This window comes from Roseivirga spongicola (assembly GCF_034376045.1).
GTDB lineage: Bacteria > Bacteroidota > Bacteroidia > Cytophagales > Cyclobacteriaceae > Roseivirga > Roseivirga spongicola.
On the sequence record NZ_CP139724.1, the window covers coordinates 1,068,184 to 1,092,382 of the forward strand.

At 40.3% G+C, this 24,199-nt stretch carries 15 protein-coding genes and 2 tRNA genes; 6 read left to right on the plus strand and 11 right to left on the minus strand.

What is annotated here, in order from left to right; genetic code table 11:
• Positions 1-2 precede the first annotated feature (2 nt).
• A complete protein-coding gene (locus T7867_RS04860) occupies positions 3-1,631 on the minus strand; it encodes a M14 family metallopeptidase (RefSeq protein WP_068216348.1) in 1,629 nt (542 codons plus the stop codon).
• A gap of 123 nt (positions 1,632-1,754) precedes the next feature.
• Here T7867_RS04860 and T7867_RS04865 point away from each other — a divergent pair, with 123 nt between their 5' ends.
• A complete protein-coding gene (locus T7867_RS04865; protein WP_068216350.1) occupies positions 1,755-2,651 on the plus strand; it encodes an MBL fold metallo-hydrolase in 897 nt (298 codons plus the stop codon).
• Between the two features lie 188 nt (positions 2,652-2,839).
• Here the strand turns inward: T7867_RS04865 and T7867_RS04870 are convergent, their stop codons facing one another.
• The 10 genes from T7867_RS04870 to T7867_RS04915 form a co-directional block, all read right to left on the minus strand.
• Positions 2,840-3,289, minus strand: a complete 450-nt coding sequence (locus T7867_RS04870) for a hypothetical protein (RefSeq protein ID WP_068216352.1) — start codon at positions 3,287-3,289, stop codon at positions 2,840-2,842.
• Positions 3,290-3,371: 82 nt separating this feature from the next.
• Complete coding sequence (locus T7867_RS04875; RefSeq protein WP_068216354.1) at positions 3,372-3,914, minus strand: RNA methyltransferase; 543 nt, start codon at positions 3,912-3,914, stop codon at positions 3,372-3,374.
• 1 nt (position 3,915) lies between these two features.
• A complete protein-coding gene (locus T7867_RS04880; RefSeq protein WP_068216356.1) occupies positions 3,916-5,079 on the minus strand; it encodes an ATP-binding protein in 1,164 nt (387 codons plus the stop codon).
• 134 nt (positions 5,080-5,213) lie between these two features.
• Entirely contained in the window at positions 5,214-6,125 is a 912-nt protein-coding gene (locus tag T7867_RS04885) for a Cbp1 family collagen-binding glycoprotein adhesin (protein WP_157717501.1), read from the minus strand.
• 190 nt (positions 6,126-6,315) lie between these two features.
• Positions 6,316-6,933: a porin family protein gene (locus T7867_RS04890; protein ID WP_068216359.1), complete on the minus strand. Its 618-nt coding sequence runs from the start codon at positions 6,931-6,933 to the stop codon at positions 6,316-6,318.
• 72 nt (positions 6,934-7,005) lie between these two features.
• Positions 7,006-7,923, minus strand: a complete 918-nt coding sequence (locus tag T7867_RS04895) for a Cbp1 family collagen-binding glycoprotein adhesin (RefSeq protein WP_068216361.1) — start codon at positions 7,921-7,923, stop codon at positions 7,006-7,008.
• 26 nt (positions 7,924-7,949) lie between these two features.
• On the minus strand, positions 7,950-8,519 hold the full coding sequence (locus T7867_RS04900) for a hypothetical protein (protein ID WP_068216364.1): 570 nt from the start codon (positions 8,517-8,519) through the stop codon (positions 7,950-7,952).
• A gap of 161 nt (positions 8,520-8,680) precedes the next feature.
• Positions 8,681-10,027 (minus strand): sigma-54-dependent transcriptional regulator, encoded by a 1,347-nt coding sequence (locus T7867_RS04905; RefSeq protein WP_068216366.1) that lies wholly within the window; start codon positions 10,025-10,027, stop codon positions 8,681-8,683.
• 34 nt (positions 10,028-10,061) lie between these two features.
• The gene (locus tag T7867_RS04910) at positions 10,062-12,461 is read right to left on the minus strand and encodes a hybrid sensor histidine kinase/response regulator (RefSeq protein WP_084375552.1); all 2,400 of its coding nucleotides are present in this window, start codon (positions 12,459-12,461) and stop codon (positions 10,062-10,064) included.
• 139 nt (positions 12,462-12,600) lie between these two features.
• Positions 12,601-13,515, minus strand: a complete 915-nt coding sequence (locus T7867_RS04915; RefSeq protein ID WP_068216370.1) for a DUF4382 domain-containing protein — start codon at positions 13,513-13,515, stop codon at positions 12,601-12,603.
• A gap of 271 nt (positions 13,516-13,786) precedes the next feature.
• Between T7867_RS04915 and mutS the strand changes: the two genes are divergently transcribed.
• The 5 genes from mutS to tamL all read left to right on the plus strand — a co-directional run bounded on the left by mutS (position 13,787) and on the right by tamL (position 24,188).
• Positions 13,787-16,393: a DNA mismatch repair protein MutS gene (gene mutS, locus T7867_RS04920; RefSeq protein ID WP_068216372.1), complete on the plus strand. Its 2,607-nt coding sequence runs from the start codon at positions 13,787-13,789 to the stop codon at positions 16,391-16,393.
• Positions 16,394-16,486: 93 nt separating this feature from the next.
• Positions 16,487-16,559: transfer RNA gene (locus tag T7867_RS04925), tRNA-Gly, on the plus strand.
• A gap of 77 nt (positions 16,560-16,636) precedes the next feature.
• A tRNA-Leu gene (locus tag T7867_RS04930) sits at positions 16,637-16,720 on the plus strand.
• Positions 16,721-16,920: 200 nt separating this feature from the next.
• Positions 16,921-21,921: a translocation/assembly module TamB domain-containing protein gene (locus tag T7867_RS04935; RefSeq protein WP_068216374.1), complete on the plus strand. Its 5,001-nt coding sequence runs from the start codon at positions 16,921-16,923 to the stop codon at positions 21,919-21,921.
• The gene (tamL, locus tag T7867_RS04940) at positions 21,918-24,188 is read left to right on the plus strand and encodes a translocation and assembly module lipoprotein TamL (protein WP_068216376.1); all 2,271 of its coding nucleotides are present in this window, start codon (positions 21,918-21,920) and stop codon (positions 24,186-24,188) included. The genes T7867_RS04935 and tamL overlap by 4 nt, the downstream gene beginning before the upstream one ends.
• The last annotated feature ends 11 nt before the right edge of the window (positions 24,189-24,199 follow it).

The following is a 24,199-nucleotide window of genomic DNA, read 5'->3' on the forward strand; positions in this document are numbered from 1 at the left end:
TGTTAGTTGAGTTCAAAATATTTGAAAATTGGGTATTCAACTGGCTTTTCATCAATCTTATTCTCCTCAAAATAAGTATCGAAGAAATTCCAGGTAACTAAACCATCATCTGACTGTGGCTCTAACATGTAGAAAATCAGGTTGGCTAAAGGTTGAGCTAAATCTATATAGAAGTCGCCCTTTTTAAATCTTTTGTTAGATGCTGAAGAGAATTCTCCATCTATAGTGGCCATATTATGCCCTTCAAACGGTCGCTGCCCCTTTTCTAACTTGGTTGCGGTAAAAACTTCTCCATTAGCTCTAGCGTTTTTAGATAGAGTGTCCACTTTTGCACCTAGCAGTTGAAGGTGTTCAGCAATATGAGCCATTTCTTGAGGAATAACATAGCCTCTAGGCAAAGTGGCCTTAACAGTAGGGTTAAAAGCACTGTAGTTAGTCACATTTTCTAACTCCACTATTTCTCTCGACCTTAAATATCTTTCTTGTCCGTTCTCATTTACTGTTTTTAGATAGTTATAGGCTCTATACTTTTCAATAGGGTCTGGCATTGGCACCATTTCAAACCTTACTCCTTTCTGAATTTTTCCGGCTTGCTCTTTTACCAAATTAATAGCGTCTGCTTCGGCTTTTTGGTTTACAGCCATCATTTCTTGACCATTTTCATTGGTGTATTCTAAGATTTCGCGAACGAAGGCATAAGTACTTGCCATGCGTTGATACAATCTCTCATGGGCGAAAGCCTCACTTAAAATCGCCATTCTGTTTCTTAAACCGAATTGGTTTACTAAGTACCTCGGGTGGTGATTGTAAGTATAAATAGACTTAATTGGCCAACCTTCTCTTCTTTCATAGAAGTAGCCATAAGGCCCTAGGTGAATGCCATCTTCTTCTAGTACATTGTCAGTAACTGTAGGTAAAATCTTATCCCAAGTATAATCGAATGGTGCTTTCTCTCCTGCAGTGTGGTAGCTAGGAGCCCAAGTTAGTGAATAGCCATGCCATACACCGTTTGTTGTGTGAAGGTCTACGAAAAGAGTTGGGTCCCAAGGCACAATTACGTTTTGAAAAAGAGCTTTAGTTTCTAGGGCTTCAGCCTTAATACCATCTCTGTTCAAATCCCAACCTTGGCTATTGGGTCTCATTCCAACTTTTATTGGGCTATCTTCCTGAGAAGGTCTTCTACCTTGCTCCAGTCTATCATTACTATCAGTGTTGTAAATTGGTACAAACAATAGAATCTGATTATCTAATAGGTTTGTCTTATCCCCTTTCAAAATCTCTCTCAAAAGTATCTGTAAAGACTCTTTGCCTTCTACTTCTCCTGAGTGAATATTGCCTTGCACATAAATAACTGGCTTCCCAGAAGCCTTAGCTTCCTCTGGGCTCGTAACCTTAGGATTCGCCATTACCACCACTGGAATTTCTTTACCCTCTTTTGACTGCCCCATTGAGGTTAAATGTGCGTATGGACTATCTTTAATTGCTGCATTTACCACCCCCATTACTTGTTTATAAGTGGAAGTTTCTCGGAATCCTGTTTTTTCCGGATGTGTCAGCAATTCGGTCGGCCATTGCTGACCTTGCACATAAAGTGAAAATGTCAGTAGAAATAGTACTATTACTTTCTTCATTGATTGAGATTTAGGCGTTGAAAATACCAAAAACCGCCTTAATGCGAGAAATCTAAACTTTCAATTACATAAGTGGTTTAGTTCTATGTTTATATAGAATTAAATTCAAGAAAGCCCAGCCTTATGCTAAACAGACGTCAATTTATTCAGAACTCAATGGTAGTCTCTGCCGGATTGAGTATTTCGAACCCTCTTTTAAAGCTACTTTTTCAGAATGACTACCAAATGGAGATGCTTCGCAACAATGTGGGCATATTCACTGAACGCGGTGGAACCATAGCCTACATGATTACCAAAGAGGGTATTGTGGTGGTAGACTCGCAGTTTCCTGCTCAGGCCAATCATCTCATTGAAGAAATTCAGAAAAAGTCGGACAGAAAAATTGACCTACTGGTTAATACACATCACCATGGAGACCATACTGCTGGAAATATCGCTTTTAAAGGCTTGGTGAATAAGGTGATGGCTCATGAAAATTCGCTGAAAAATCAGAAGCGTTCTGCTGAAGGGCAAGGTTCTTTGGATAATCAGCTTTTACCAGATACCACCTATAGCAATGGAATGATCAAGGAAAAGGTTGGTGGTGAACGAGTAGCGCTTCATTACTTTGGACCTGGGCATACAGATGGTGATTCTTTCGTGCATTTTGAGAATGCTAACATTGTGCATACTGGCGATCTGCTCTTCAACAGAAGAGTACCTTATATAGATAAATCTGCTGGAGCGAATATTACCAACTGGCAAGTGGTGCTAGAAAAAGCTTACAATACTTTCGATACAAATACGCTCTTTGTCTTTGGCCATGCGGGAGACGGATATGAAGTAAAAGGCAACAGAGAAGACCTTCTAGCTTTCCAAAATTACTTAGGTAAGGTGATGGAGTTTGTGAAGAAAGGTCAGGCAGCTGGTAAAACTAAAGAACAGTTGGCAGAGGCTACAGAAATCCCTGGTGCACCACAGTGGAAAGGTGGGCAAACCAGAGCAGTTAATGCTGCATGGATGGAGCTTTTTGGAGAGTAATAATAGAATTGTGATCTAGGTATTGAGTATTGAGACAATGCTTGTGGGGAGAAGAGGCTTTAGTAAGTCATTTCGACTATAGGGAGAAATCTTATCTATGTAGAAGATTTCTCAGTCTTACCTCCTTCGAAATGACTTATCAATGAAGCTCGGTGTTACTTCGCAATACCCACTACCAAATAAGCCTACTACTTCATCGGGGCATACGGATTAATCTCCTTCAGCTTGTCTTCTAAAGCGCGAAGGTCTTTTAAGCGCATCCAGCTAACTTTGATTTTGTGCTTTTTCAGCTTATCGTTTTCATCGAGTACGTTGAGACCAATATGCAGATGGTCTGTTTCGAAGTAGCTGTCGAAGTTGTATTTAGTAATAAGCAGTGATTTCTGCTTCTTAGAGAAAAGCTTTTGGGTATTAATCACCATACCGCCATCGGCTTCGGCAGCATGAACATATAAAGGCCAATTCACAAAAGAAGACATAAACCCAAAAAGCGGAGCAAATGCAGCAAGCAGAATCAGGTTAGGTAAATCAGGAGCAATAATGAATTTGTAGACGAACATAAACACTACAAATACTCCATAGAAATAGAGCAAATACTTAAACCTGTTAACCCTGCCTTTATTGTTGATGTCTTTCATTTTCTAAATTATTGTTAGAGAGTTTTCTGACCTTATTATTCCTTCTTAAAAATGGGAATAAAATTCTGGAGTGACGATCAATCTAAGCTTTTGAATCAAATTTCAACTTGCTTAAAATATCCCATAAAACTACACCCATACTAACGCTTACGTTGATGGAATGTTTGGTGCCAAATTGTGGGATTTCCAGGCACAAATCGGCTGATTGCACTACATTTTCTTCAACCCCAAAAACTTCATTACCGAATACTAGAGCTAGTTTTTCATCGGCTTTAGGTTGAAAAGTCTCTAAGGAGGTGCTTTTATCTGCTTGTTCTACTGCCGCAATTTTATAGCCTGCTTCCTTCAATGCTGAACAGGCCTTAGCAGTGCTCTCAAAGTATTTCCATTCAACTGAATCTGTGGCACCTAGGGCTGTTTTATGAATTTCGCGATGCGGAGGCTGGGCAGTAATTCCGCAGAGGTAAACTGCTTCTACTGCAAACGCATCTGCTGTGCGAAAGGCTGAGCCCACATTGTGCATGCTTCTTAAATTATCTAGTACCAGAATGATTGGGTTTTTCTCTTGCTCCTTGAAGGTTTCAAGGTCTGGACGGTTAAGCTCTTCGTTACTAATTTTTCGCATTTTAGTTGGTCTTAAGAATATTACAAGCATGTCCTAAAGACACTACTTCTATATCGTTAGTAATTTTATAATTGTCGTTTCCAGGGTATATAATGAGTTTCCGCTCTGCTTTTACATCTTCGGCACCAGAGTAAAAGCCCTTTTCAACTTTAGGAGTCAAACTCCTTTTTACTTCTATTGCCCAGACTTTGCTTGGATTGAATTCAATTACAAAATCTATTTCCGCACCGCCTGCAGCTCTATAGAAATAATACCTGGCATTATCGGGTAATGATTCGATTAAATTCTCAATCACAAATCCTTCCCAACTTGCGCCAAGAATGGGATTACTGAGAAGCATCTCCATGTTTTTGATTTGCAATAATGTATGCATAAGCCCCGAGTCCCTGATGTACACTTTAGCGCTTTTAACGAGCCTTTTACCTTCATTTTTATGCCAAGGAGGCAACCTTCGAACAAGTAATAGCTCTACAAGCAGGTCTATATAATTGGCTATCGTTTTTGAGTCAACTCCTAAGGACCGAGCAAGTTTCGATGCATTCACAATTCCGCTTTGCTCGTGAGCCAGCATTGTCCAAAATCGCCTAAGCGTTTCAGAAGAAATTCTTGCTCCAAGAAGGGGAATATCCCTTTCAATGTAAGTTCTGATAAAGTTTTCTCTCCATTTGAAACTAACGCTATCGCTACTGGCTAAAAAGCTATCAGGGAATCCTCCTCTCAACCAGAGTTTTTCCAAGTCAGTAGCTTTTATCTCAGTAAAACTTAGAGGATTTAAATTGGTATATCCAATTCTTCCAGCTAAGCTCTCTCCGCTTTGTTTCAAGAGATCTAATGAAGCAGACCCAAGTAAAAGATAAGATCCAGATTTATTCCCTTTCCTACGATTCTCATCGATTAGACCTCTCAGAATACTGAATAAGCCAGGAATTCGATGAATTTCATCTAGTATAACCAGTTTATCGGAATGTCTGGAAAGGTAGTCTTCTGGTTCCGAAAGCTTGGCGATGTCTCTGGGTGATTCTAGATCCAAATAGATGGAATCATATTCCTTTGTTATTTCAAAAGCCAAAGTAGTCTTCCCTACTTGCCGAGGACCAAGAATGGCTACTGCGGGGAAAATGGAGAGCAGTTCCTTTACATTCTGAAGTTCAGATCTCAAAACCATCCTTGCAAATTCGGAATACAATTCCAAATTTGCAAGGTTACTAGGCTTAGAAATAGGTAAAAAAAGAAGCCCGACTCTCCAGCCGGGCTTCCGTCCCGAAAAGGCTTCGGGACTCCTCAACACCAATCAACAACTCATATCTTTTTAGAGATTACTAAGTATTTAGATACCTTCCAGAAAGATTCTGGATCTGTAATCTCTAGTACTTGTTCTGCTTCACTATCACCAGGTAAAATCTGATAAGATCCCAGTGGATGGCTGCTCACTAAGCTTAATGAAGCGGCTTCAATTCTTAGCTTCTGAACATTTCTGCGATCTACCGTCATAAATGATTTCTCATCTGCTTCTTCTTGTAAAGCCACCCTTTTGCCGAAGATTCCGAGAAAGCCACCTTCTTTAGCTACTACTCCTTTAGACTGCAAGTCTTCAAAAGTTCCGATTGCCAGAAAGCTCTTGTTCAACTCGCTGTTTTGAGCGGTAAGCTGCTGAACCTTTAAGGCCTTTTCTTCCAAATCTGTCAGTTGTGCATTAATGGTCTGATTTAACGAGTCTTGCTGGCTAATCATCAAGGCTAGCGTTTCGTCTTTCTTACTTAACTCTGCTTTCAGCGTAGTGATAACTGTTGCTCTCTCATTCAATTCGGCCTGTAGGCCATTGATTCTCTTTTCGAATACGCCAAGCTTCAGATTGGCACTTTTCGCTTCATCTTCCAACTGCCTCAAATCTTGCTTACTGCGAAAAATTAAATCATCTATCATACTGATCTCCTTAAAAATTTTCTCATTGTTTCTTCGGTCAATTCGGTCGTTGCCTTGGTGTTGAATGAGGTTTTCTTTTTCAAGGATATCGCTTATCTGGCCTTCTACTTTATCGTAGAGTGTCAGCATGTCTTCAAATGCCGATTCTTTCTCAAACATTTGCGTTTCCAGTTCATTGTACTGGCTTGTGAGCACTTCTTTCTTCTTGGATACGGAAGATATTCCGAACCACATGGCAACGGTTAATGCAACTAGCAATACCATGCCTACTTTCATTGATTGTTTCATCTTACTTACGTTTATGGGTTGTTAAAAAATTCGACTCTATTCCCTTGCGGAAAAAGTGATGAAACTCTGGTTATTGGTTGGTTGGTGATTGTGGTTCGACCTTCGACACCTTTATAACGAAATACTTAGTTATTATTGTCCGATTTTGAAGAAAAAGCATAAAAAAAGTGGCGTTGAGGCCACTTTTCGTCTAGTTCAAACCTAAACCTAAACTCAAGGTTAGCGCTGAGTTTTTGGCGTCTTCGGTAGCCTGACCGGCAAAGGATCCGTCTTTACCAATCTCTCGCATACCATAGTTATATCTTAGTGAAATGTGCCCTCCTGAAAAGCCTAACCCTAGGCCTACTGCAGCACCATAATCTATTGTATTGAAGTCGTCTCTATCTAGTTCTGAAATCTGGTTGATGTTACCATCGCTGTCTACATCTTTAACGTTAGCGCCTAACAAGATGCCAATGTATGGACCAGCGTGAATATCTAACGGACCTGCTTTTAAAGAAAGCATGGCAGGTACTTTCAAGTAATTAAGGTTGAATCTGTATTTACCGCTGCCTTGTAAAAAGTTATTGTATTGAGCTGCAGCACCTTTTTGGCTGTAAAGAAGCTCAGTTCTTAAGCCAATTCCTTCTTCGGCACCCCATCGGTTATAGAGCCCTACGTTAATTCCAATTTTCGAATTTTCATCGTCTACATTATCAATGTAGAGGTTAGACATGTTAGCACCAATGATGAGTCCTCCTTGTGCTTGAGCTGTACCAACGGCTAGCATAAGCATTGGCAACACTAATAGAATTATTCTCTTCTTCATGATTATAAGGTTTAGTTATTGATTGGTGGTATGGCTCGCCCGAAGGCGGACCACACCGATTTATGTTTAGGATTATCCCTTGGTAGTGACCACGAGATAATTTGAAAGTTCCCAGAATTTTTTCGCGTCTAGCACCTTGATGTATTTTACCTCAGGGTCTAGCTCATCTTGAATTACGGTATAAGATTCTGCAGGGTGTTCGGTAACCAACTCAAATCTGTCTGCCTCAATTTTTAGCTCAGAAAACTCTCTAATATCGGTTTCTATAAAGTTCTCTGCCTGAGCGGAAGCTTTTAAATCAATGGTTCTACCAATCCACAAGAAACCACCTTCTTTATCTACCAAACCTTGCTCTTTAAGGTCTCTGTAGCTGCCAACAGCATAGTGCACCTTGTTAAGGTTATTGTTGTAATCAGTGAGTAAGTCAATTTCCTGTTCTTTCTCTGTAATAAGTTGTTTTTGACTTACAGTTTCAATTTTGATTGAATCGTACTTTACTGCAAAAACTTGTAGTTCCTGATTTTTATCGGCTAACTCTGCCTTCAGAGAAGTAATGGTTTTTCTCTGCTCATCTAAAGCAGCAGAAAGCTGATCTATGCGTGTTTTAAACGCACTGATTTCAATATTGCTCTCTTTCACTTCGGCTTTCAATCTTTGAATAGAAAGGTTAGACTCCTTTACTAGTTCATCGATTAGTTTAAGCTCAGTAACTAACTGGTCTTCGCTCTTGTTACCTTCGCTAGTTGCATTGATTGCTAAGTTCTCTCTCTCAGCAATTTCGGCCACTTGGCTTTCTGCTTGGTTGAGCATGGCAATTAATTTGTTATAGGTAGAATCTCTTTCGGCAAGTGCCTGCTCAATTCTTTCTATTTCATCAGATTGTTCTGCAATCTTCTGTTCGTCTTTCTGATTACAACTGCTTAGCACAACTGTTGCTCCAAGCATCAGCGCTACCGGCAGTTTTATTCGGTTTAAAGTTCTCTTTTTCATGATTTATGATTTATAGAGTGTCTTTTCTAAAAGAATACTTTTACTCCGAAGCCAGGGTCTATACCAAAGTATGCGTTACCTGTTGTTGCTACTTCGAAGAATGGTTTTATATCTAAGCTTAAAGCCAGAGGCGTATCAGGAATCATCATTTCTAATCCAAGAATGAAGTCTACACCCACACCAAACTCATCATCGTCATTGTCAAAGCGGTTTCTATCTACTCCTAAGTTAGAGTCTGACTGAAACACCACGTGACCACCAAACCCGTAGTACATGTCTACAATGTCTGTATCGAATGGTGAAGCATATTTTTCTGACAAACCAGTAATGCTAAAAGAGTTGTATCCGAACCCAAGAATGGCCTCGAAGGCGTTTCCTCGAGCGTTAAAGTGCTTGTAAGTGATACCTGTGGTACCAATGGCTCTTATACCCAAAGCATTGATGCCATAATTGTTGGCCACCTGAAGCATTGGGTCATGTACTCCTGTAGTATCGTTAACTGGAGTTCCGGTGCTAGCTTGCAATTTGTTTGCTGTACTCATCAGGGCAACTACCATGACGAATATTCCAAGTATTGTTATTGCTGATTTTTTCATTTTCTAAGGTTTTCGATTCTGATTGGCTTTAAATGCCAAAATGAAACCAGTTTGAAAACAATATGTAAATGACTGGTTTTCAGAAGAATAAATTCTTGAAAACCAAAAAAGCCTCTTTTTTTGAGAGGCTTTTTTTCAGATTGATAAGGTTTTTTACCGTTCTACATCTCCTTGAGCATTCGATATATAGTGGATTGTCCTATGTCTAGCTTTTGGGCTACCAGCTTAATGTCATCGTCATACGTTTTAAGATAATGCTTTACAATGCGCTGGTTATATTCCTTCAAAGTCATCTCTTCTCCAGAGAATTCGGCCACAATGTCTTTAGTACCAAAGGATATGTCATTGTCAGTGATAGTATCGCCTTCGCTCATCACTACAGCTAGTTCTACCACCGATTTTAGCTCTCTAATATTTCCAGGATAGCCGTAACCCATGAGCTTTTTACTAGCCTCTGAGCTGAGTTTTTTCGCAGGCATGCCATTCTCCTTACAGAATGAGCTTATAAAGTGCTTAGCTAGAAGTAAAATATCTTTGCCGCGCTCCCTCAGTGGCGGAAGCTCAATAGTAAGACCAAAGAGACGGAAGTAAAGGTCTTCTCTGAAGTTTCCTTCTTTTACCTCACTTAAAAGGTCTCGGTGAGTAGCGGCAACAATTCTACAATCTATCTTTATGTTCTCTTTTCCACCTACTCTTACTATTTCTTTCTCTTGAAGCGCACGGAGTATTTTGGCCTGAAGCGTCTTATCCATTTCTCCCATTTCATCTAAGAATAGGGTTCCGCCTTTGGCTTGTTCAAACTTACCAATGTGCCGACTGGCAGCTCCTGTAAAGGCTCCTTTCTCATGACCAAAAAGTTCGCTTTCTGCTAACTCCTTGGGTATGGCACTCATATTTACGGCCACAAAAGCATTGTCCTTTCTATTGGAGTTATAATGAATAGCCTTGGCCACCACTTCTTTACCAGTACCCGTTTCTCCGTTAATTATAACGGATATATTGGTGGTAGTGGCTTTCTTGATTAGGTGGAAGACTCGCTTTAACGGCTCACTTTGTCCTATTATGGAGTTTTGAAAGTCGTACTTTTCCTGAACCTCTGTCTGAAGCTCCTCAATTCTATCTTCTAGATCAGATCGCTCACGAATGTGTCTAATTACATTGTGTAGGCGCTCTTTGATGTCTTTGGTTTTAGTAATGTAATCGAAAGCACCAATTTTAAGCAGGTTTACTGCTGTTTCAATTTCGCTTTGGTCGCTAATTACAATTACCTTGGTATTAGGCGAAACACTCAATACTTTCTTGAGTAATTCTTCGCCATTGGTGTCAGGCAAGCGATAATCTAAAGTAAGCACCTGAGGCTTTTCTTTCTTAATGCCCTCTAACAACGAAGCCCCGTCTTCAAAGGCCTTAACATTGAAATCGGGGTTCAGCTCTAGGGTATATACTAAAAGTTTTCTATACCAATCGTCATCATCGACAACGAATATGGTGTAAGAATTACTGGTCATGTTCGTGAAAAATTAAAGGTTCTACAGTGGTCAATTATACCTTAGAGTCTAGGTCATCTTTTATTAAGGAGTAGATTTCTTCTACTTTATTTATTTGCCTGTCAATATCTTCAAAAGAAGATTTTTCGGCCATAGATTGAAGCTTCTCTATAGCTTCTACCAATACGTATGCGCTTAGGTGCCTAGCAGGAGGAAGCATTTTATGTGCCTCTTCTCTAATGCCAGTTCTAATTTCTAAATCGGTTGCCTTCCGTAAGTTCTTAAGGCTTTTTGTAGCACTCGTTTTAAACGTACTCACCATTTCATTTACAAAATCTTGGTCTCCTATAGATTTCAAAGTGTTTAAATCATATAGGTTTTCAGCATTTACCTTTTTTGATTTGTTGCCGTTGAGAATAGACTTATCTCTTCCTTCTGGATTGGTCAATGTTTCAATTACTTCTAAGAATTCTTGCTCATCGAATGGCTTTCTCATTATGTGGTTGAATCCAGATGTCTTACTCAGCTCTCTTTCATAGTTAGAAATAGTTGCGGTAAGTGCCATCATAGGACTCTTCTTGTTGACGGAACCATTGTTTCTGATTTTCTCTACAATTTCAAATCCACTGTAGCCCGGCATTTTTACATCGAGAATTGCAATATCGAACTTCTCATTCTTTAGTGCCTCAAGTGCTTGAGTACCATCATTAGCACTTATAAGCTCTACTTCATGGTGTTTGAAAACTGCTTCTAAAAGCTTTAGGTTGAAAGGCTCGTCATCTGCAATAAGGATTTTCAAGTCCGATAGTTTAATTTCCTCCTCAGGCTTATTGTTATCTACCGTCTTGTCTAGCTTACCAATTTGATATGGGATGTAAAGGGAAATTTCCGTACCCACACCTTCTTCACTTTCCATTTCTATGGTTCCTTTGTGCAGGTTAGTCAGCATATTGGTAATGGCTAAACCTAAGCCAGTACCTTGTCGTTGGTCAGAAGAGTTAGCCTGTTCAAACTCTTCAAAAATCTTCTTTTGCTTCTCTTTAGCTATTCCTAGACCCGTATCTTTTACTGCTAGTCTGAGCGTAACGTCTTTGCCAGATTTTTCGTGAATCGATGCACTCAGTGTAATAGAGCCTTCATCTGTATATTTTATGGCATTAGAGACAAGATTAGTCATCATTTGACGTAGCCTGTGCGGATCTCCATTTACATACTTAGGCACAGACTCAAACTCGGTTTTTAACTTAATGCCTTTAGCAGAAGCTTTATCTTCAAATATTCTTATCACCTCAAAAAGTGTAGACTTAACATCAAAGATTTCTTTCTCTAAAGTAACCTTATTGGCCTGAAGCTTAGATAGGTCCAGAATGTCGTTGAGTAAATGAATTAAGTGGTCAGAAGAATTCTTAACCACCTCTAGTTGATCTTTTTGCTCTGGAGACATGTCTGATTTAAGCAGCTGATTAGTGAAACCAGCTATGGCGTTCATAGGAGTTCTTATTTCATGACTCATATTGGCCAAAAATCTTTCTTTAGCATGAGCTAAATCTTCGGCATTCCTTTTAGCCGATCTTAAAGCGTTTTGATATTTCTTATTTCTAGCTAAATAATTGACTTGAGTGATTATGGTAATTACCAAGAGCAAGCTTGTAAGTGTGGAGAATACTACAATCTCTTGGTTAGTGTCTTTAGCCATTACCTCGGCCTTAGCAACTTTCTGGTTATCGTTATCTAACTCTATAAGCTGTAACTCATTTATTAAATAAACTATTTCATCTTGTAACTCTGCGGCCTCCTCGTTAAGGCTACTGAGTTTTCTTTTAATTTCTTTGTCTTGTTTCTCACTTGCAGTTCTAGCTTGTACAAGCTCGTCAAGTATTTCTTGACGAATTCGGCTAGATTCTTTTGGCACTTGCGTAGTATCCTTTTTCTTTCTGCTCAGCAACTTTCCAAAAAAGCCCTTTTTAGGTTCTTCTTCTATAGTATCTTCTTCAATGGTTTGAGGAATGCTTTCAATTTTTTCAGCCAGATCGTCTAGTGTGCTCTCTAGAATATCTGAATTAATAGCTCCTATTTGGGTTTGCACTTTAGCCCATTGATTCACCAATGATGAGAGTGAATCATATAGATTCTTTACTCTTTCATCTTCAATGTTCTGCTTTAGAGAATCTATAAGGAAAAGACTCTCGTCTAGGGCATTGTTGAAGGACTTTAGAAGTCCTGGCTTTGGGTCTGTTCTGTAAGTGTCAATATCTTTCTCCATTTCATCTATGTAGAAGGACACTTCATTGAGCACAATGAGGTTGTAGTTTGGCTGAGCGCTCTCGCCCAGTTCATCTACCATCTGATCTAGTTTGGAGTATGCTTTGTACCCCATGATCATGATAATAATAGTGGTTATGGGCAGAGCCAAATTAATCGTCCAAGCGAGTGTCCTTCTGTTAATAATATTCATGAGGTTAAAATTGATGGTAGTGGTTACTTTAAAAAATTGACACTTACACCAAAATTAACCGTGAAACCTGTACGATTGTTATTTTGATCTTAAAAAAAGCTCTGTCATTTAAGACAGAGCTTTCAATTTATGTTTGGTATTAGAAGATATCGATCAAAAGATTCAAGGTAGTTCTTGCCTCTACATTGAATACAGACATCAATTCTCCTCCAATTTCTACTTGTACTTTTGTAGCAGCTTCAAAGTTAGTTTCGTTGCTTAAAGTTTCTTCGTCATACTCTGCAACTACAATTTCATACTCACCTTCTGGCATGAAAGCCAAAGTAAAGTTACCTGTAGAAGTAGCTACTGCACTGTTGATAGACCCTTCAAATCTTGAACTTCCATCAGCTGGTTCGCCTGCTTCAGAATCATCATATGTTCCTTTTAGGTAAGCATAAACAACTACCTTATCTGCATCTGAATAGTCACTCATATCTACATTACCCTGAATAGATCCAGCTTCTGCTTTAGATACAAGTCTTGCAGTTGGTCTAAGGTTAAATTCACCATTACCTTTCTTCACAAGAGCTTTTCTCAAGTCAACGTCAAGAACTACTTCAGACATTCCGTTAGCTAACACCTCAAAGTCACCCATGATTTTATAACCAGAAGATGAACCACTAGGTACTTTTATTTCTTGAGTGGTGTTGTCAGTGAACTCTACCCATGCCTGAGCATTACTAGTAAGCATCAATCTAATCTCGTCATAAGTACCAGCGTCTACTGTAGCTTCACCTAATAATTTGGTTTGACCATTTTGGTAAGCCATTAGGTTAAACTCTTCAGGCTGATCGAAAGTAATAGTGTTTTTTACTTCGCCATTGGCAATAACTTGTACTTCTTCAACAGATAGATACACTCCAGAAATATTCTGAGCATCTACTGCTGCATCGGTTGCTTCTACACGAACAGATCCTTGTCCGTCCATTTCGTTATCGTTGTCATCACAGCTAGTAAAAATCAGACCAGTGGTTACCACTAGCGCTGCCATTAATGTTTTTAAATTTTTCATTGTTATGGAATTTAGTTTTCAAATTGTTGTGCCACTATTTATCCCAAACTAGTGCCATTGAATTAAAAAACTGAAAACCAATGTTTTACAAGTAAGCAGAGTTGTATTTTTCTATCATTGAGAGAATTTCTCTTTCATTTTGAAAACAATTACCTGCCATGGCGAACAAGCTTTAGGAGTTGTAAGAATTGAAGCCCACATCATTCGTAAGGCGAAGGGATTTTCCTATTTTTGACGATCAGACTAATACTTAATTTTCATTTTTCGGTTCATGGCAAAAGCTAAATCTCCCAGCGAAACTCCATTGATGAAACAGTACAATGCCATTAAGGCAAAGTACCCTGGCGCTCTCTTACTTTTCAGAGTAGGCGATTTCTATGAAACCTTTGGAGAAGATGCCATTAAGGCGAGTAAAGTTTTAGACATTGTTCTTACAAAAAGAGCCAATGGAGCTGCTAGCCATATAGAACTCGCAGGTTTTCCGCACCATTCTTTAGATTCTTACTTACCCAAATTAGTCAGGGCTGGCAATCGGGTAGCCATTTGCGATCAGCTGGAAGACCCAAAATCTGTAAAAGGCATTGTAAAGAGAGGCGTAACCGAATTGGTAACTCCTGGACTTTCATATAATGATAATGTGCTTGAGCAGAAGAGCAATAACTATCTCTGCTCATTATTCTTTGGCAAAGATACCGTTGGAGTAGCCTTTTTAGACCTTTCTACTGGGGAGTTTTTAGCCGCAGAGGGGAGCCCTAATTACATAGACAAATTAATTCAGGGGTTGAACCCTTCAGAATTCATCTTCTCAAAAGCACAGCGCAATGCTTTCGAACAGCATTTTAGAGACAACTTCAATACTTACCACATAGACGACTGGGTGTATGCCTATGATTTTGCCTATGAAAAGTTGACCAACCATTTTTCTACCTCTTCCCTTAAAGGTTTTGGAGTAGAAGACATGAAGTTGGCTATAGTAGCGGCTGGTGGTGTGCTCCATTATTTAGAAGACACTGAGCACAAAGAGCTAGACCATATTTCTACAATTAGCCGTCTGGAAGAAGATAAATATGTTTGGCTAGATAAATTCACCATCAGAAACCTTGAGCTAATTCATCCACAGCACCAAGGAGGAGTTCCGCTCATAGAGGTGCTAGACCATACGCTTACACCAATGGGCTCTAGACTAATGAAGCGTTGGATGGTGCTTCCACTTAAAGAGCTGAACAGAATTGAAGACAGACTATCTGTTGTAGATGCTTTTTATGAAAACCCTGAGTTAAGAGACCAGGTGGCAGAACATTTAGAGCAGATAAATGATTTAGAGCGATTAATTTCTAAAGTGGCCGTTGGCCGAATAAACCCTAAAGAGCTATTGCAGCTTAGAAGGTCTTTAGAGAACATTGGCCCCGTAAAAGCCTATTTAGCCAACACCAATGTAAAAGCACTAGCCCACCTAGCCGATCAATTAGACACTTGCGAAAAACTGGTTGAAAGGATTAACACTGAGCTTAAGGATGATGCTCCAATGCACGCTAACCAAGGTGGCATTATAAAAGAAGGAGTAGATGAGGAGCTAGATGAATTGAGAGGAATTGCCTTTAGCGGCAAAGACTACCTCATCCAGATTCAGCAAAGAGAAATCAAAAACACTGGTATTACTTCGCTTAAAATTGCCTACAACAAAGTATTTGGCTATTACCTAGAGGTAAGCAACACGCATAAGGACAAGGTGCCTGAAAACTGGATTCGCAAGCAAACCTTAGTGAATGCCGAACGCTACATTACCGAAGAGCTCAAAACATACGAGGAGAAAATTATTGGTGCAGAAGATCAGTATAAGGTAATTGAGTACAGGCTTTTTCAAGAGTTAGTGGCATACTCTACTGATTACGTATCTAAAATTCAGCAGAACGCCAGATACATTGCCATGGTAGATTGCCTCATTTCTTTCGCTTTGGTGGCTAAGCAAAATAATTACTGCCGACCTCAGATGAGTGATAAAATGGTAGTAGACATTCATGAAGGTCGCCACCCTGTTATTGAACAGCAATTGCCAGTTGGTGAATCTTACGTACCTAATGATGTTTCGCTAGACGATCACAACCATCAAATACTCATTATTACAGGACCAAACATGGCCGGTAAGTCGGCCTTGCTTAGGCAGACTGCTCTCATTGTACTAATGGCACAAATGGGAAGCTATGTACCTGCCTCTAAAGCCAATTTGGGCATAACTGATAAGGTTTTCACCAGGGTTGGAGCAAGCGACAACCTGTCTAAGGGCGAATCTACCTTTATGGTAGAAATGACTGAAACCGCCAGCATTCTTAACAATCTATCGAACAGGTCGCTAGTTTTGATGGACGAGATTGGTCGTGGAACCAGTACTTACGATGGTATTTCCATTGCTTGGTCTATTGTAGAGTACCTACACAATCATGAGAAGTTCAAGCCTAAAACCCTTTTTGCTACGCATTATCATGAGTTGAATCAGCTGGAAGAAGATTTTCCTGCAATTAAAAACTACAACGTTTCCGTTAAGGAAGTGGCCGACAAAGTCATTTTTATGCGGAAGCTAAAGAAGGGAGGAAGTGAGCATAGTTTTGGTATTCATGTGGCGCAAATGGCCGGAATGCCAAATCAGGTGGTCATTCGCGCAGCAGAAATAATGCAGCACTTAGAGAAAGATAAGATTCGGAACAATGAAAGCGAGAAGATGAAATCTATCCCTAAAAACAATTATCAGATGACTCTTTTCGAAGCCGATCCAACTTTTAAAGAAATAAAAGAGCTTCTAGAGTCGCTAGATATTAATACTATTTCGCCTGTAGAAGCACTTTTGAAGCTGAATGAGATCAAAGGGAAATTAAAAAAGTAATTTTTTTTCGATCAGCCGTTGCAAATTCAAACCCCTTCATTAAATTTGCACTCCCATTCGCAATAAGAGCGAAATAAAGGGTTGAAAATATAAGCGAGAGTAGCTCAGCTGGTAGAGCACGACCTTGCCAAGGTCGGGGTCGCGGGTTCGAATCCCGTCTCTCGCTCAGAAGCTAAAAAGCGTGTTTTCACGCTTTTTTAGTTTTAAACCAATTCAAGAATTTACAACTACCTAGTAGTTGCAGCCGGAGTGGTGGAATTGGTAGACACGCAAGACTTAAAATCTTGTGACCTTCGGGTCGTGCGGGTTCAAGTCCCGCCTCTGGTACAGAAGCCTCGTCAGTTTTGACGGGGCTTTTGTTTTTTCTAAGCTACCCATGCTATTCTGTAGTAAAATCGCACATTATCTCTGAAATTTGCCGTTAGAATGAAAAACTGCGTTTGCTCAAACCTAAGCACCACTTTGATAGTTTTAAGACTTTTGCCGGTTGTCTCATCCGCAAGGTTACTTTTTAGTTGAAACTCCATTTGAAGAAACTGATTAAATACCGCGCCTTAAGAATTCTGATCAGAGTAATCATTGGTTTACTCCTGTTCTTCGCACTTTTAGTGCTCTTTATTCGTAGCCCGTGGGGGCAAGGCATTATTGTAGACAAGGCGGTGAGTTTTGTGGAAGACAAAACCGGAACAAACGTAGATATAGACAAACTCTACCTCACCTTTTCTGGAAATCTATCCCTAAAAGGCCTTTATCTCGAAGACCAAAATCAAGATACCTTACTTTATTCTCAGGCATTAGAGGTTGCTGTAGGCTTGCTTCCTCTCATTAAGGGAGATGAAATCAACATTAAAAAAGTAGATTGGAACGGACTGAAAGCACGAGTAATTAGACCTGAAGCAAGCGAAAGTTTTAACTATCAGTTCCTCATAGATGCTTTTGCCAGTCCTGCAAATTCGACAGTCACAGACACTACACCTACTACAGCTCCTGAAATCAACATCGGAAATGTTTATTTCAACAATTTCGATCTGATTTATGCAGATGAACCGCAGGGAATGCTGGCAAAACTTAAACTGGGGAGTTTAGCACTTGAGGTAGAAACCCTAGACCTAGATAAATTCATCTTTGAGGTGGATGAACTTTCAATTTCCAATACCCGAGTAAATTACGAGCTCAACAAAAAAGCTCAGGTTACTCAAGCCACAGAAGAAAGTAACGAAGCAATGCAGCTTCCTCAATTAGCAGTTGGGCTGTTAAATCTGGAAAATGTGAGGCTGAATTATAAATCGCTTGCAGACTTTACCGAAGCTGAACTAGACCTTGAAGAATTGATCTTAGAGCTTCCTTTAGCCGATTTAAATACTCAGAAGATTGTGCTCGATGAACTGACGCTGAATAACTCGAAGGTAGTTTATAGACAAACAGCTGCGCAAGCAGACCAATCTGAGGCCCAAGCAACTGCAACATCAACACAACCTACAGCATTTGAATGGCCTGATTGGAATGTGGAAGCGAAAAATATCTCATTAGCCAATAATGTGCTAACCCTGCAAACGGCAAATACTTATTTGGAGTCAGGAGTTTTCAACCCAGAATGGATTGATCTCCAAGGGCTCATATTTAAAGCGGGAGACATTTCGTTAAAACCAGACGAAGCTAATTTTGAGCTCAACAACCTAGCTTTTAAAGAACGAAGCGGCCTAATGCTTCAAAGCTTTGCCTTCGATTTATCAGTCGATGAAAGTGAGCTGTTGCTTGAAGATCTAGCTTTCGTCACCCCTAAGAATAGCCTCTCAGGAAACATTGTACTGGGCTATACCTCAATCAACCAGCTCATCAACTCACCAGAATTGGCCAATCTAGACTTATACCTTAATCGGTTGAAGTTAGACCCAACAGAGTTTTCTGCTTTTAGCCCCGCATTGGCCAAAAACGAGTACCTACAAAAGCTTTCGAACAAGGAGCTTATTGGTTCACTAGCTATTGCGGGAAAGGTAAGCGACCTAAGCATTGACAAGTTTAGTTTGGTTTGGGGTGATTCTACAGACATTAATTTTGTTGGCCGCATTCAGCACCTAACGGATACCGACTTGCTCAAAGCTTCACTACAAAACATCGATATTCGTTCCGCCAGAAAAGACATAGTTCAGTTCATTGAAGAAGATAGCCTTGGGCTTGAATTGCCGAAACAGTTAAGGTTACAAGGCAATGCCACGGCCAGCCTAAATTCTGCCAATGCCGACCTCCGATTGAACACATCGCTAGGTAATATCTCAGTCAACGGAGATTTTTCGCAGTCTGAACCTCTGGCCTTCAAAGCTGATTTATCAGCGGAAAACCTTCAGCTCAGAACACTACTTCAAAACGATCAACTCGATACACTCTCTTTTGCAATGAAAATAGAAGGAAGTGGTACCGAACTCTCCGATTTAGATGCAAAACTTTCTACCAGCTTTGAAAGGCTTACCTACAACGGCTATGACTTCTCTAACCTTGAAATTTCTGGAGCATTAGAAAACGGAGAAGGTGATGTAAAACTGGCATTCAAAGATGAGAATTTAGACATGACCATGCTCACACAGTTGGCGCTAGATTCGGTGTCTCCTAAAGTAAACACCAAGCTTACAGTTAAAGGTGCCGACTTATTTAGAATGGGCCTTACGCAAGCCAATATTCGTACAGCTTTTGAGCTCAAAGCAAGCTACGTAGGTAATGAGGCTAACTTTGATATTGAAGCTGGCCTTAATGATGGAGTGGCTATTTACAATCAAGAAGCTTATAATTTTGGTGGATTCAGCATGAAAGCTAAATCTGCTCAAGACACCCTGAATGTATATATTCAGAGTAATACTATAGACTCTAAAATTACAGCCAATAGAAGCCTTAATGAGATTATTCCAGTATTTCAGCGTGAGCTAGAGTACTACCTAAATCAGCCCGAAACTGTTTCTACAGACTCCATCGATAACAACACCGTTTTGAATATGGATATGGTGATCAGGCAGACACCAATTATTTCGGAAGTGTTTTTACAAAAGCTAGATCGGATGGATTCCATCTCTTTAGACCTCAACTTCAATGAACAAGACCACACCATTACAGCCGAGCTTTTGGCTCCATATATCCAATATCAGGGAAGTGCTTTAGATAGCCTTCAGTTAAAGCTAAATGGCAAAAACAACCGACTAGATTTTCTTCTGAGCTGGGCAGGTGTAAGTGCTGGCTCAATTGAGATAGATGAAACCATGCTCAAAGGTTATATAGACGATGGTTTTGTAGACTCACGGCTTACGGTAAAGGAGAATCAGAGCACACTGCTCAATGTAGGCTCCGAAGTACGGATCAATTCAGATACACTTCAGTTTACTATTGCTCCCGACACCTTGGTTTTCGATAGTAAAGAGTGGCAAATTTTAGATGGAAATCGAATTAGCTATGCTATCGAATACCTGAGGGTAGAAAACTTTGAACTATCTAACGGCCAACAGAAAATTACACTGGGTACTTCTCTACCAAATCATGAAGGAGAACATGTAGGAGCCATTTTTAGCAACTTCAACCTAACCACTATTACTAGCTTATTGAACTCTGAAAAACCGCTAGCAGCTGGAATTCTTAATGGTGATGTCATTTTGGAAAATCCATTCGGAAGCTATGGTATAACGGCAGACCTAAATATTGCAGACTTAGCCACCTTGGATGTTCCGCTTGGTGAGATGAATTTAGATGCCTCAGCGGCTGGCTCAGATAAGTACGAAGCCAAACTCACTATAATGGGAGAAAACATGCTACTAGGTTTGGTGGGAAGCTATACCGCTGCGGAAGAAGGCGGTAATTTGTCTTTAGACTTAGACCTATCCAAGCTAGATATGTCTATCGTAGAAGCCCTTTCTAATGATGCGCTTTCAGAGTCTGAAGGAATGTTATCTGCCAATGTAGAAATTTCAGGCACTACAACCGATCCTCAGTACAATGGAACACTGGCCTTTAATCAGGTAGGGTTTTTAGTGAATGAGCTGAATTCAACTTTCAGAATTGCCAATGAACAGCTAGAAGTAAATAACGCTGGCCTGTACCTGAACGACTTTGTGATTACAGACGGAGAAAGTAATGACTTTAGCCTAGATGGTGATATTCTTACGGAAAGTCTGACTAACCCTAGTTTCGACCTAAAACTGGTAGCCAACAATTTTGGTGTAGTCAACTCTACTGCAGAAGATAGTGACCTATTTTATGGCGATGTAAGTCTAGATGCTGATTTAGATATTACTGGCGATTTGGAAGTGCCTCGCGTGCGTGGTACCCTAAAGATTATTGATGGCTCCAACCTTACCTTCATTATTCCAGAATCTCAGGCCGAGTTAAAGGAAAGAGATGGCGTAGTGGTGTTTGTGAATAAAAAGAACCCAGACAATATTCTTACACGTACTAGCCAAGCCGAATCTTCTGCCTTAGCGGCATCACTTTCCGGATACGATGTAGAAACCAACTTTACCATTGGAGAAAACTCTGAGTTCAAAATAATTATCGATGAAACTACAGGCGATAATTTGTTGGTAAAAGGCAATGGCGACTTCAATCTATCGCTAGAGCCAAATGGTCGAACAAGCCTTTCTGGAAAGTATGAGGTAAGTGGAGGACATTACGAAGCCAACCTTTTCAACCTAGTTCAAAGAAAGTTTCAGATTGTTTCTGGTAGTAGCATTTCTTGGGGTGGCGATCCATACGATGCAGATTTAGATGTTCGTGCTATGTACGATGTAGAAACTTCCGCTGGTCCATTAATGGCCGTTAAAACTTCTGCCGAAGGCACCGCATTGGAAAGTTCATATCAAGAAAGATTACCTTTTCAGGTATACATCAATGTAGAGGGGCAGTTGCTAAGTCCGCAGATTTCTTTCAGTTTAGATATGCCTGAAGACGACCGAGGAGCCCTCAGTGGTTCGGTTTACTCGCAAGTACAACAGCTTAACAACCAAGAAGAGGAGTTGAACAAACAGGTATTCTCCTTGCTGGTGCTCAATCGGTTTTTCCCAAGTTCAGGAAGTGATGGAAGTAATGGTGGGCCAGCCTCTTTAGCCATGGACAACGTTAACAAAGTACTGAGCAGCCAGCTCAACACCTATTCAGACAAGGTGTTTGGAAGTGCCGTAGATGTTGGCTTCGACCTAAACAGCAGAAGTGATAGTACCGGAGCGCCAGCTCAAACTCAGCTAGGAATAACGGCCAGAAAACAGCTATTCAATGAGCGCTTAATTGTTCAGGTAGGTAGCGAAGTAGATGTGGCCGGAACGCAAAACGCTTCTCAGAGCACACCAATAATTGGAAACATTAGCTTGGAATATCTGCTGACTGAAGATAAAAGACTCCGCCTAAAAGGTTTTAGTAAAAACCAATATGAAGGCGTAATAGATGGCCAACTTACTGTTTCGGGCATTGCTATAATATTCACTCGCGAGTTCAATAAGTTTAAAGAGCTTTGGGCCAAGCAGGTAAAAGAAGAAGTAGAAAAGGGAGGTAACAAATGAAACTAAAAGCTACCATTGGTTTACTTATTGCCCTTACGTTCATCAGTTCTTGTAGTGTTAGGCGCTTTGTACCAGAAGACAAATACTTGCTACGCTCGGCCAGTGTTAGCATGGAGTCAGAAGAAAAGCGTGGCGATTTAGGTGAGGTATCAAGTGAACTAAATGCTGTTCTCAAACCTCAGCCCAACTCCGTTTTTCTAGGCATGAGATTAGGGCTACTTTACCATTATAAAGCACAGCGCGAAAAACCCGGGTTCATCATCAGATACCTGAATAAGAAGTTTGGAGAAGAGCCCGTTTACCTTTCCGATCTGGATTCTGCCAGAATTATAGAGCTACTAGACAATCGCTTGGAAAATAATGGCTTCTTCCACTCCAACGTTTCATCCAAAACAAAGATTAAAAGGCATTTAGCCTCTGTTAACTTCAAAGCAGAGTTAGGAAAGCCCTACGAGCTAGCAACATATCAGCTAGACAGCACCAAAGGCAGCGTCTTCGTTGAAATAGATTCAACCTTAAGCGAGACTCTTTTACCTGAAGAAGCAAGGTTTAACCTAGACCTGTTAAAGGCGGAAAGGCAGAGAATTGATAAGCGACTGAAGTCTAGAGGCTACTATAACTTTAATGAAGACTTTCTGATTTTTGAAGCAGATACTAACCAGTATGACAACCGAAAATTCGATCTGTTTCTAAGACTGAAAAATGATGTACCTAGAAAATCACTTTTACCTTACACTTTAGAAGAAATCAATGTTTTTCCCGACTACTCTCTGAATCAGGAAAAGACAGAAAATGACACTATCACTCTAAACGGCATCAATTTTATTCAGAACCCAGTGTTTTTTAAGCCAAAGAGAATGGAGCCTTATATTTTGTTGCATAAGGGCCAAACCTATAATCCTGACACCTCCAGACTTACCAGCAGCAGACTTTCTTCCATTGGTGCCTATCGTTTTGTAAACATCCGCTACGAAAGCATTAACCCTAATGACACTACCAGCGATACGTTAAAACTTAAGGCAAACATATTTCTGTCTCCGCTAAAGAAGAGGTCGGTGCGAGCAGAGCTTCAGGCGGTAACTAAGTCGAACGGATTTGCTGGCCCAGCTATGGCTTTGGTCTACAGTAACAGGAACCTATTTAAAGGTGGAGAAACCTTCAACCTTACGGGGAATTTGGGCTACGAGGTTCAGCTTGGTTCTGGAGGAACTACAACCGGCCTGAGCAGCACACAATTTGGTTTCAAAGCCGGACTTATCGTTCCAAGACTTTTATTACCGTTTAATATAAATGATAGGTATTTATATTCTGTCCCTAAAACAAACATGAGTGTCGGATTCGACTTTTTCGACAGAAGTGAACTTTATAGCCTTAGGTCGCTGAATCTTCGATTTGGCTATAACTGGAGAAAAAACAGGGCAGTATATCACGAGGTTAACCCGATCAGTGTAGACTATGTGAATACGTCTAATGTTTCTCCTGAATTTCAAGAGATCTTAGATCAGAATAGGTTTCTCCAAAGCAGCTTTCAAAAACAGCTGATAGCTGGTGTTACTTATACTTTTGTTTGGAATCAGCTCGCTCTTGCAGATAAACGAAACCCTATTTTGCTAGTGGCCAATGTAGATATTGCAGGCTCTGGGTTAGATCTGCTCAGCAACAAAACTAATGATGAGGGCAAGGAGACTCTTTTTGGTACAGCATACGCCCAATATGCTAAAGCCGATTTTAACTTTGTATATAATTATAGATTGAGTAGCTCTCAGCGAATAGTAGCTAGGCTATTTGGCGGTTATGGTTTGCCATATGGAAACTCGGAAACATTACCTTTCGCTAGGCAATTCTTTTCTGGTGGACCGTCTAGTGTTCGTGCCTTCAGAACCAGATCGCTTGGGCCAGGAACTTATAATCCTTCAGATGCCGACCAGGGCTCATTCTTCGACAGGTCTGGAGACATTCGTTTGGAGGCCAATATTGAATACCGTTTCCCTATTTATTCCTTCTTAAAAGGAGCCTTGTTTGCCGATGCTGGTAATGTTTGGCTCACCAAGGAGAACTCTGACCTGCCTGGAGGAAAATTTAGCTCAGACTTTATGAATGAGCTAGGAGTTGGAGTTGGTGCAGGTATGCGAGTAGATATTCAAAACTTTGTAATCCGATTCGACCTTGCTACTCCGCTAAACAAGCCTTATTTGCCTAGAGGAGAGCGATTCTCTGCAGACTTTAAGGAGTTCTTGTTCAACTTCGCAATCGGTTATCCTTTCTAGCTAGAGTCTTC

Bases quoted from the DNA above. Each gene is read 5' to 3' on its own strand.
- T7867_RS04900 (WP_068216364.1), bottom strand. From the start codon at position 8,519: ATGAAAAAATCAGCAATAACAATACTTGGAATATTCGTCATGGTAGTT.
- T7867_RS04860 (WP_068216348.1), bottom strand. From the start codon at position 1,631: ATGAAGAAAGTAATAGTACTATTTCTACTGACATTTTCACTTTATGTG.
- T7867_RS04870 (WP_068216352.1), bottom strand. From the start codon at position 3,289: ATGAAAGACATCAACAATAAAGGCAGGGTTAACAGGTTTAAGTATTTG.
- T7867_RS04865 (WP_068216350.1), top strand. From the start codon at position 1,755: ATGCTAAACAGACGTCAATTTATTCAGAACTCAATGGTAGTCTCTGCC.
- mutS (WP_068216372.1), top strand. From the start codon at position 13,787: ATGGCAAAAGCTAAATCTCCCAGCGAAACTCCATTGATGAAACAGTAC.
- T7867_RS04890 (WP_068216359.1), bottom strand. From the start codon at position 6,933: ATGAAGAAGAGAATAATTCTATTAGTGTTGCCAATGCTTATGCTAGCC.
- T7867_RS04910 (WP_084375552.1), bottom strand. From the start codon at position 12,461: ATGAATATTATTAACAGAAGGACACTCGCTTGGACGATTAATTTGGCT.
- T7867_RS04915 (WP_068216370.1), bottom strand. From the start codon at position 13,515: ATGAAAAATTTAAAAACATTAATGGCAGCGCTAGTGGTAACCACTGGT.
- T7867_RS04905 (WP_068216366.1), bottom strand. From the start codon at position 10,027: ATGACCAGTAATTCTTACACCATATTCGTTGTCGATGATGACGATTGG.
- T7867_RS04885 (WP_157717501.1), bottom strand. From the start codon at position 6,125: ATGAAACAATCAATGAAAGTAGGCATGGTATTGCTAGTTGCATTAACC.
- T7867_RS04880 (WP_068216356.1), bottom strand. From the start codon at position 5,079: ATGGTTTTGAGATCTGAACTTCAGAATGTAAAGGAACTGCTCTCCATT.
- T7867_RS04875 (WP_068216354.1), bottom strand. From the start codon at position 3,914: ATGCGAAAAATTAGTAACGAAGAGCTTAACCGTCCAGACCTTGAAACC.
- tamL (WP_068216376.1), top strand. From the start codon at position 21,918: ATGAAACTAAAAGCTACCATTGGTTTACTTATTGCCCTTACGTTCATC.
- T7867_RS04895 (WP_068216361.1), bottom strand. From the start codon at position 7,923: ATGAAAAAGAGAACTTTAAACCGAATAAAACTGCCGGTAGCGCTGATG.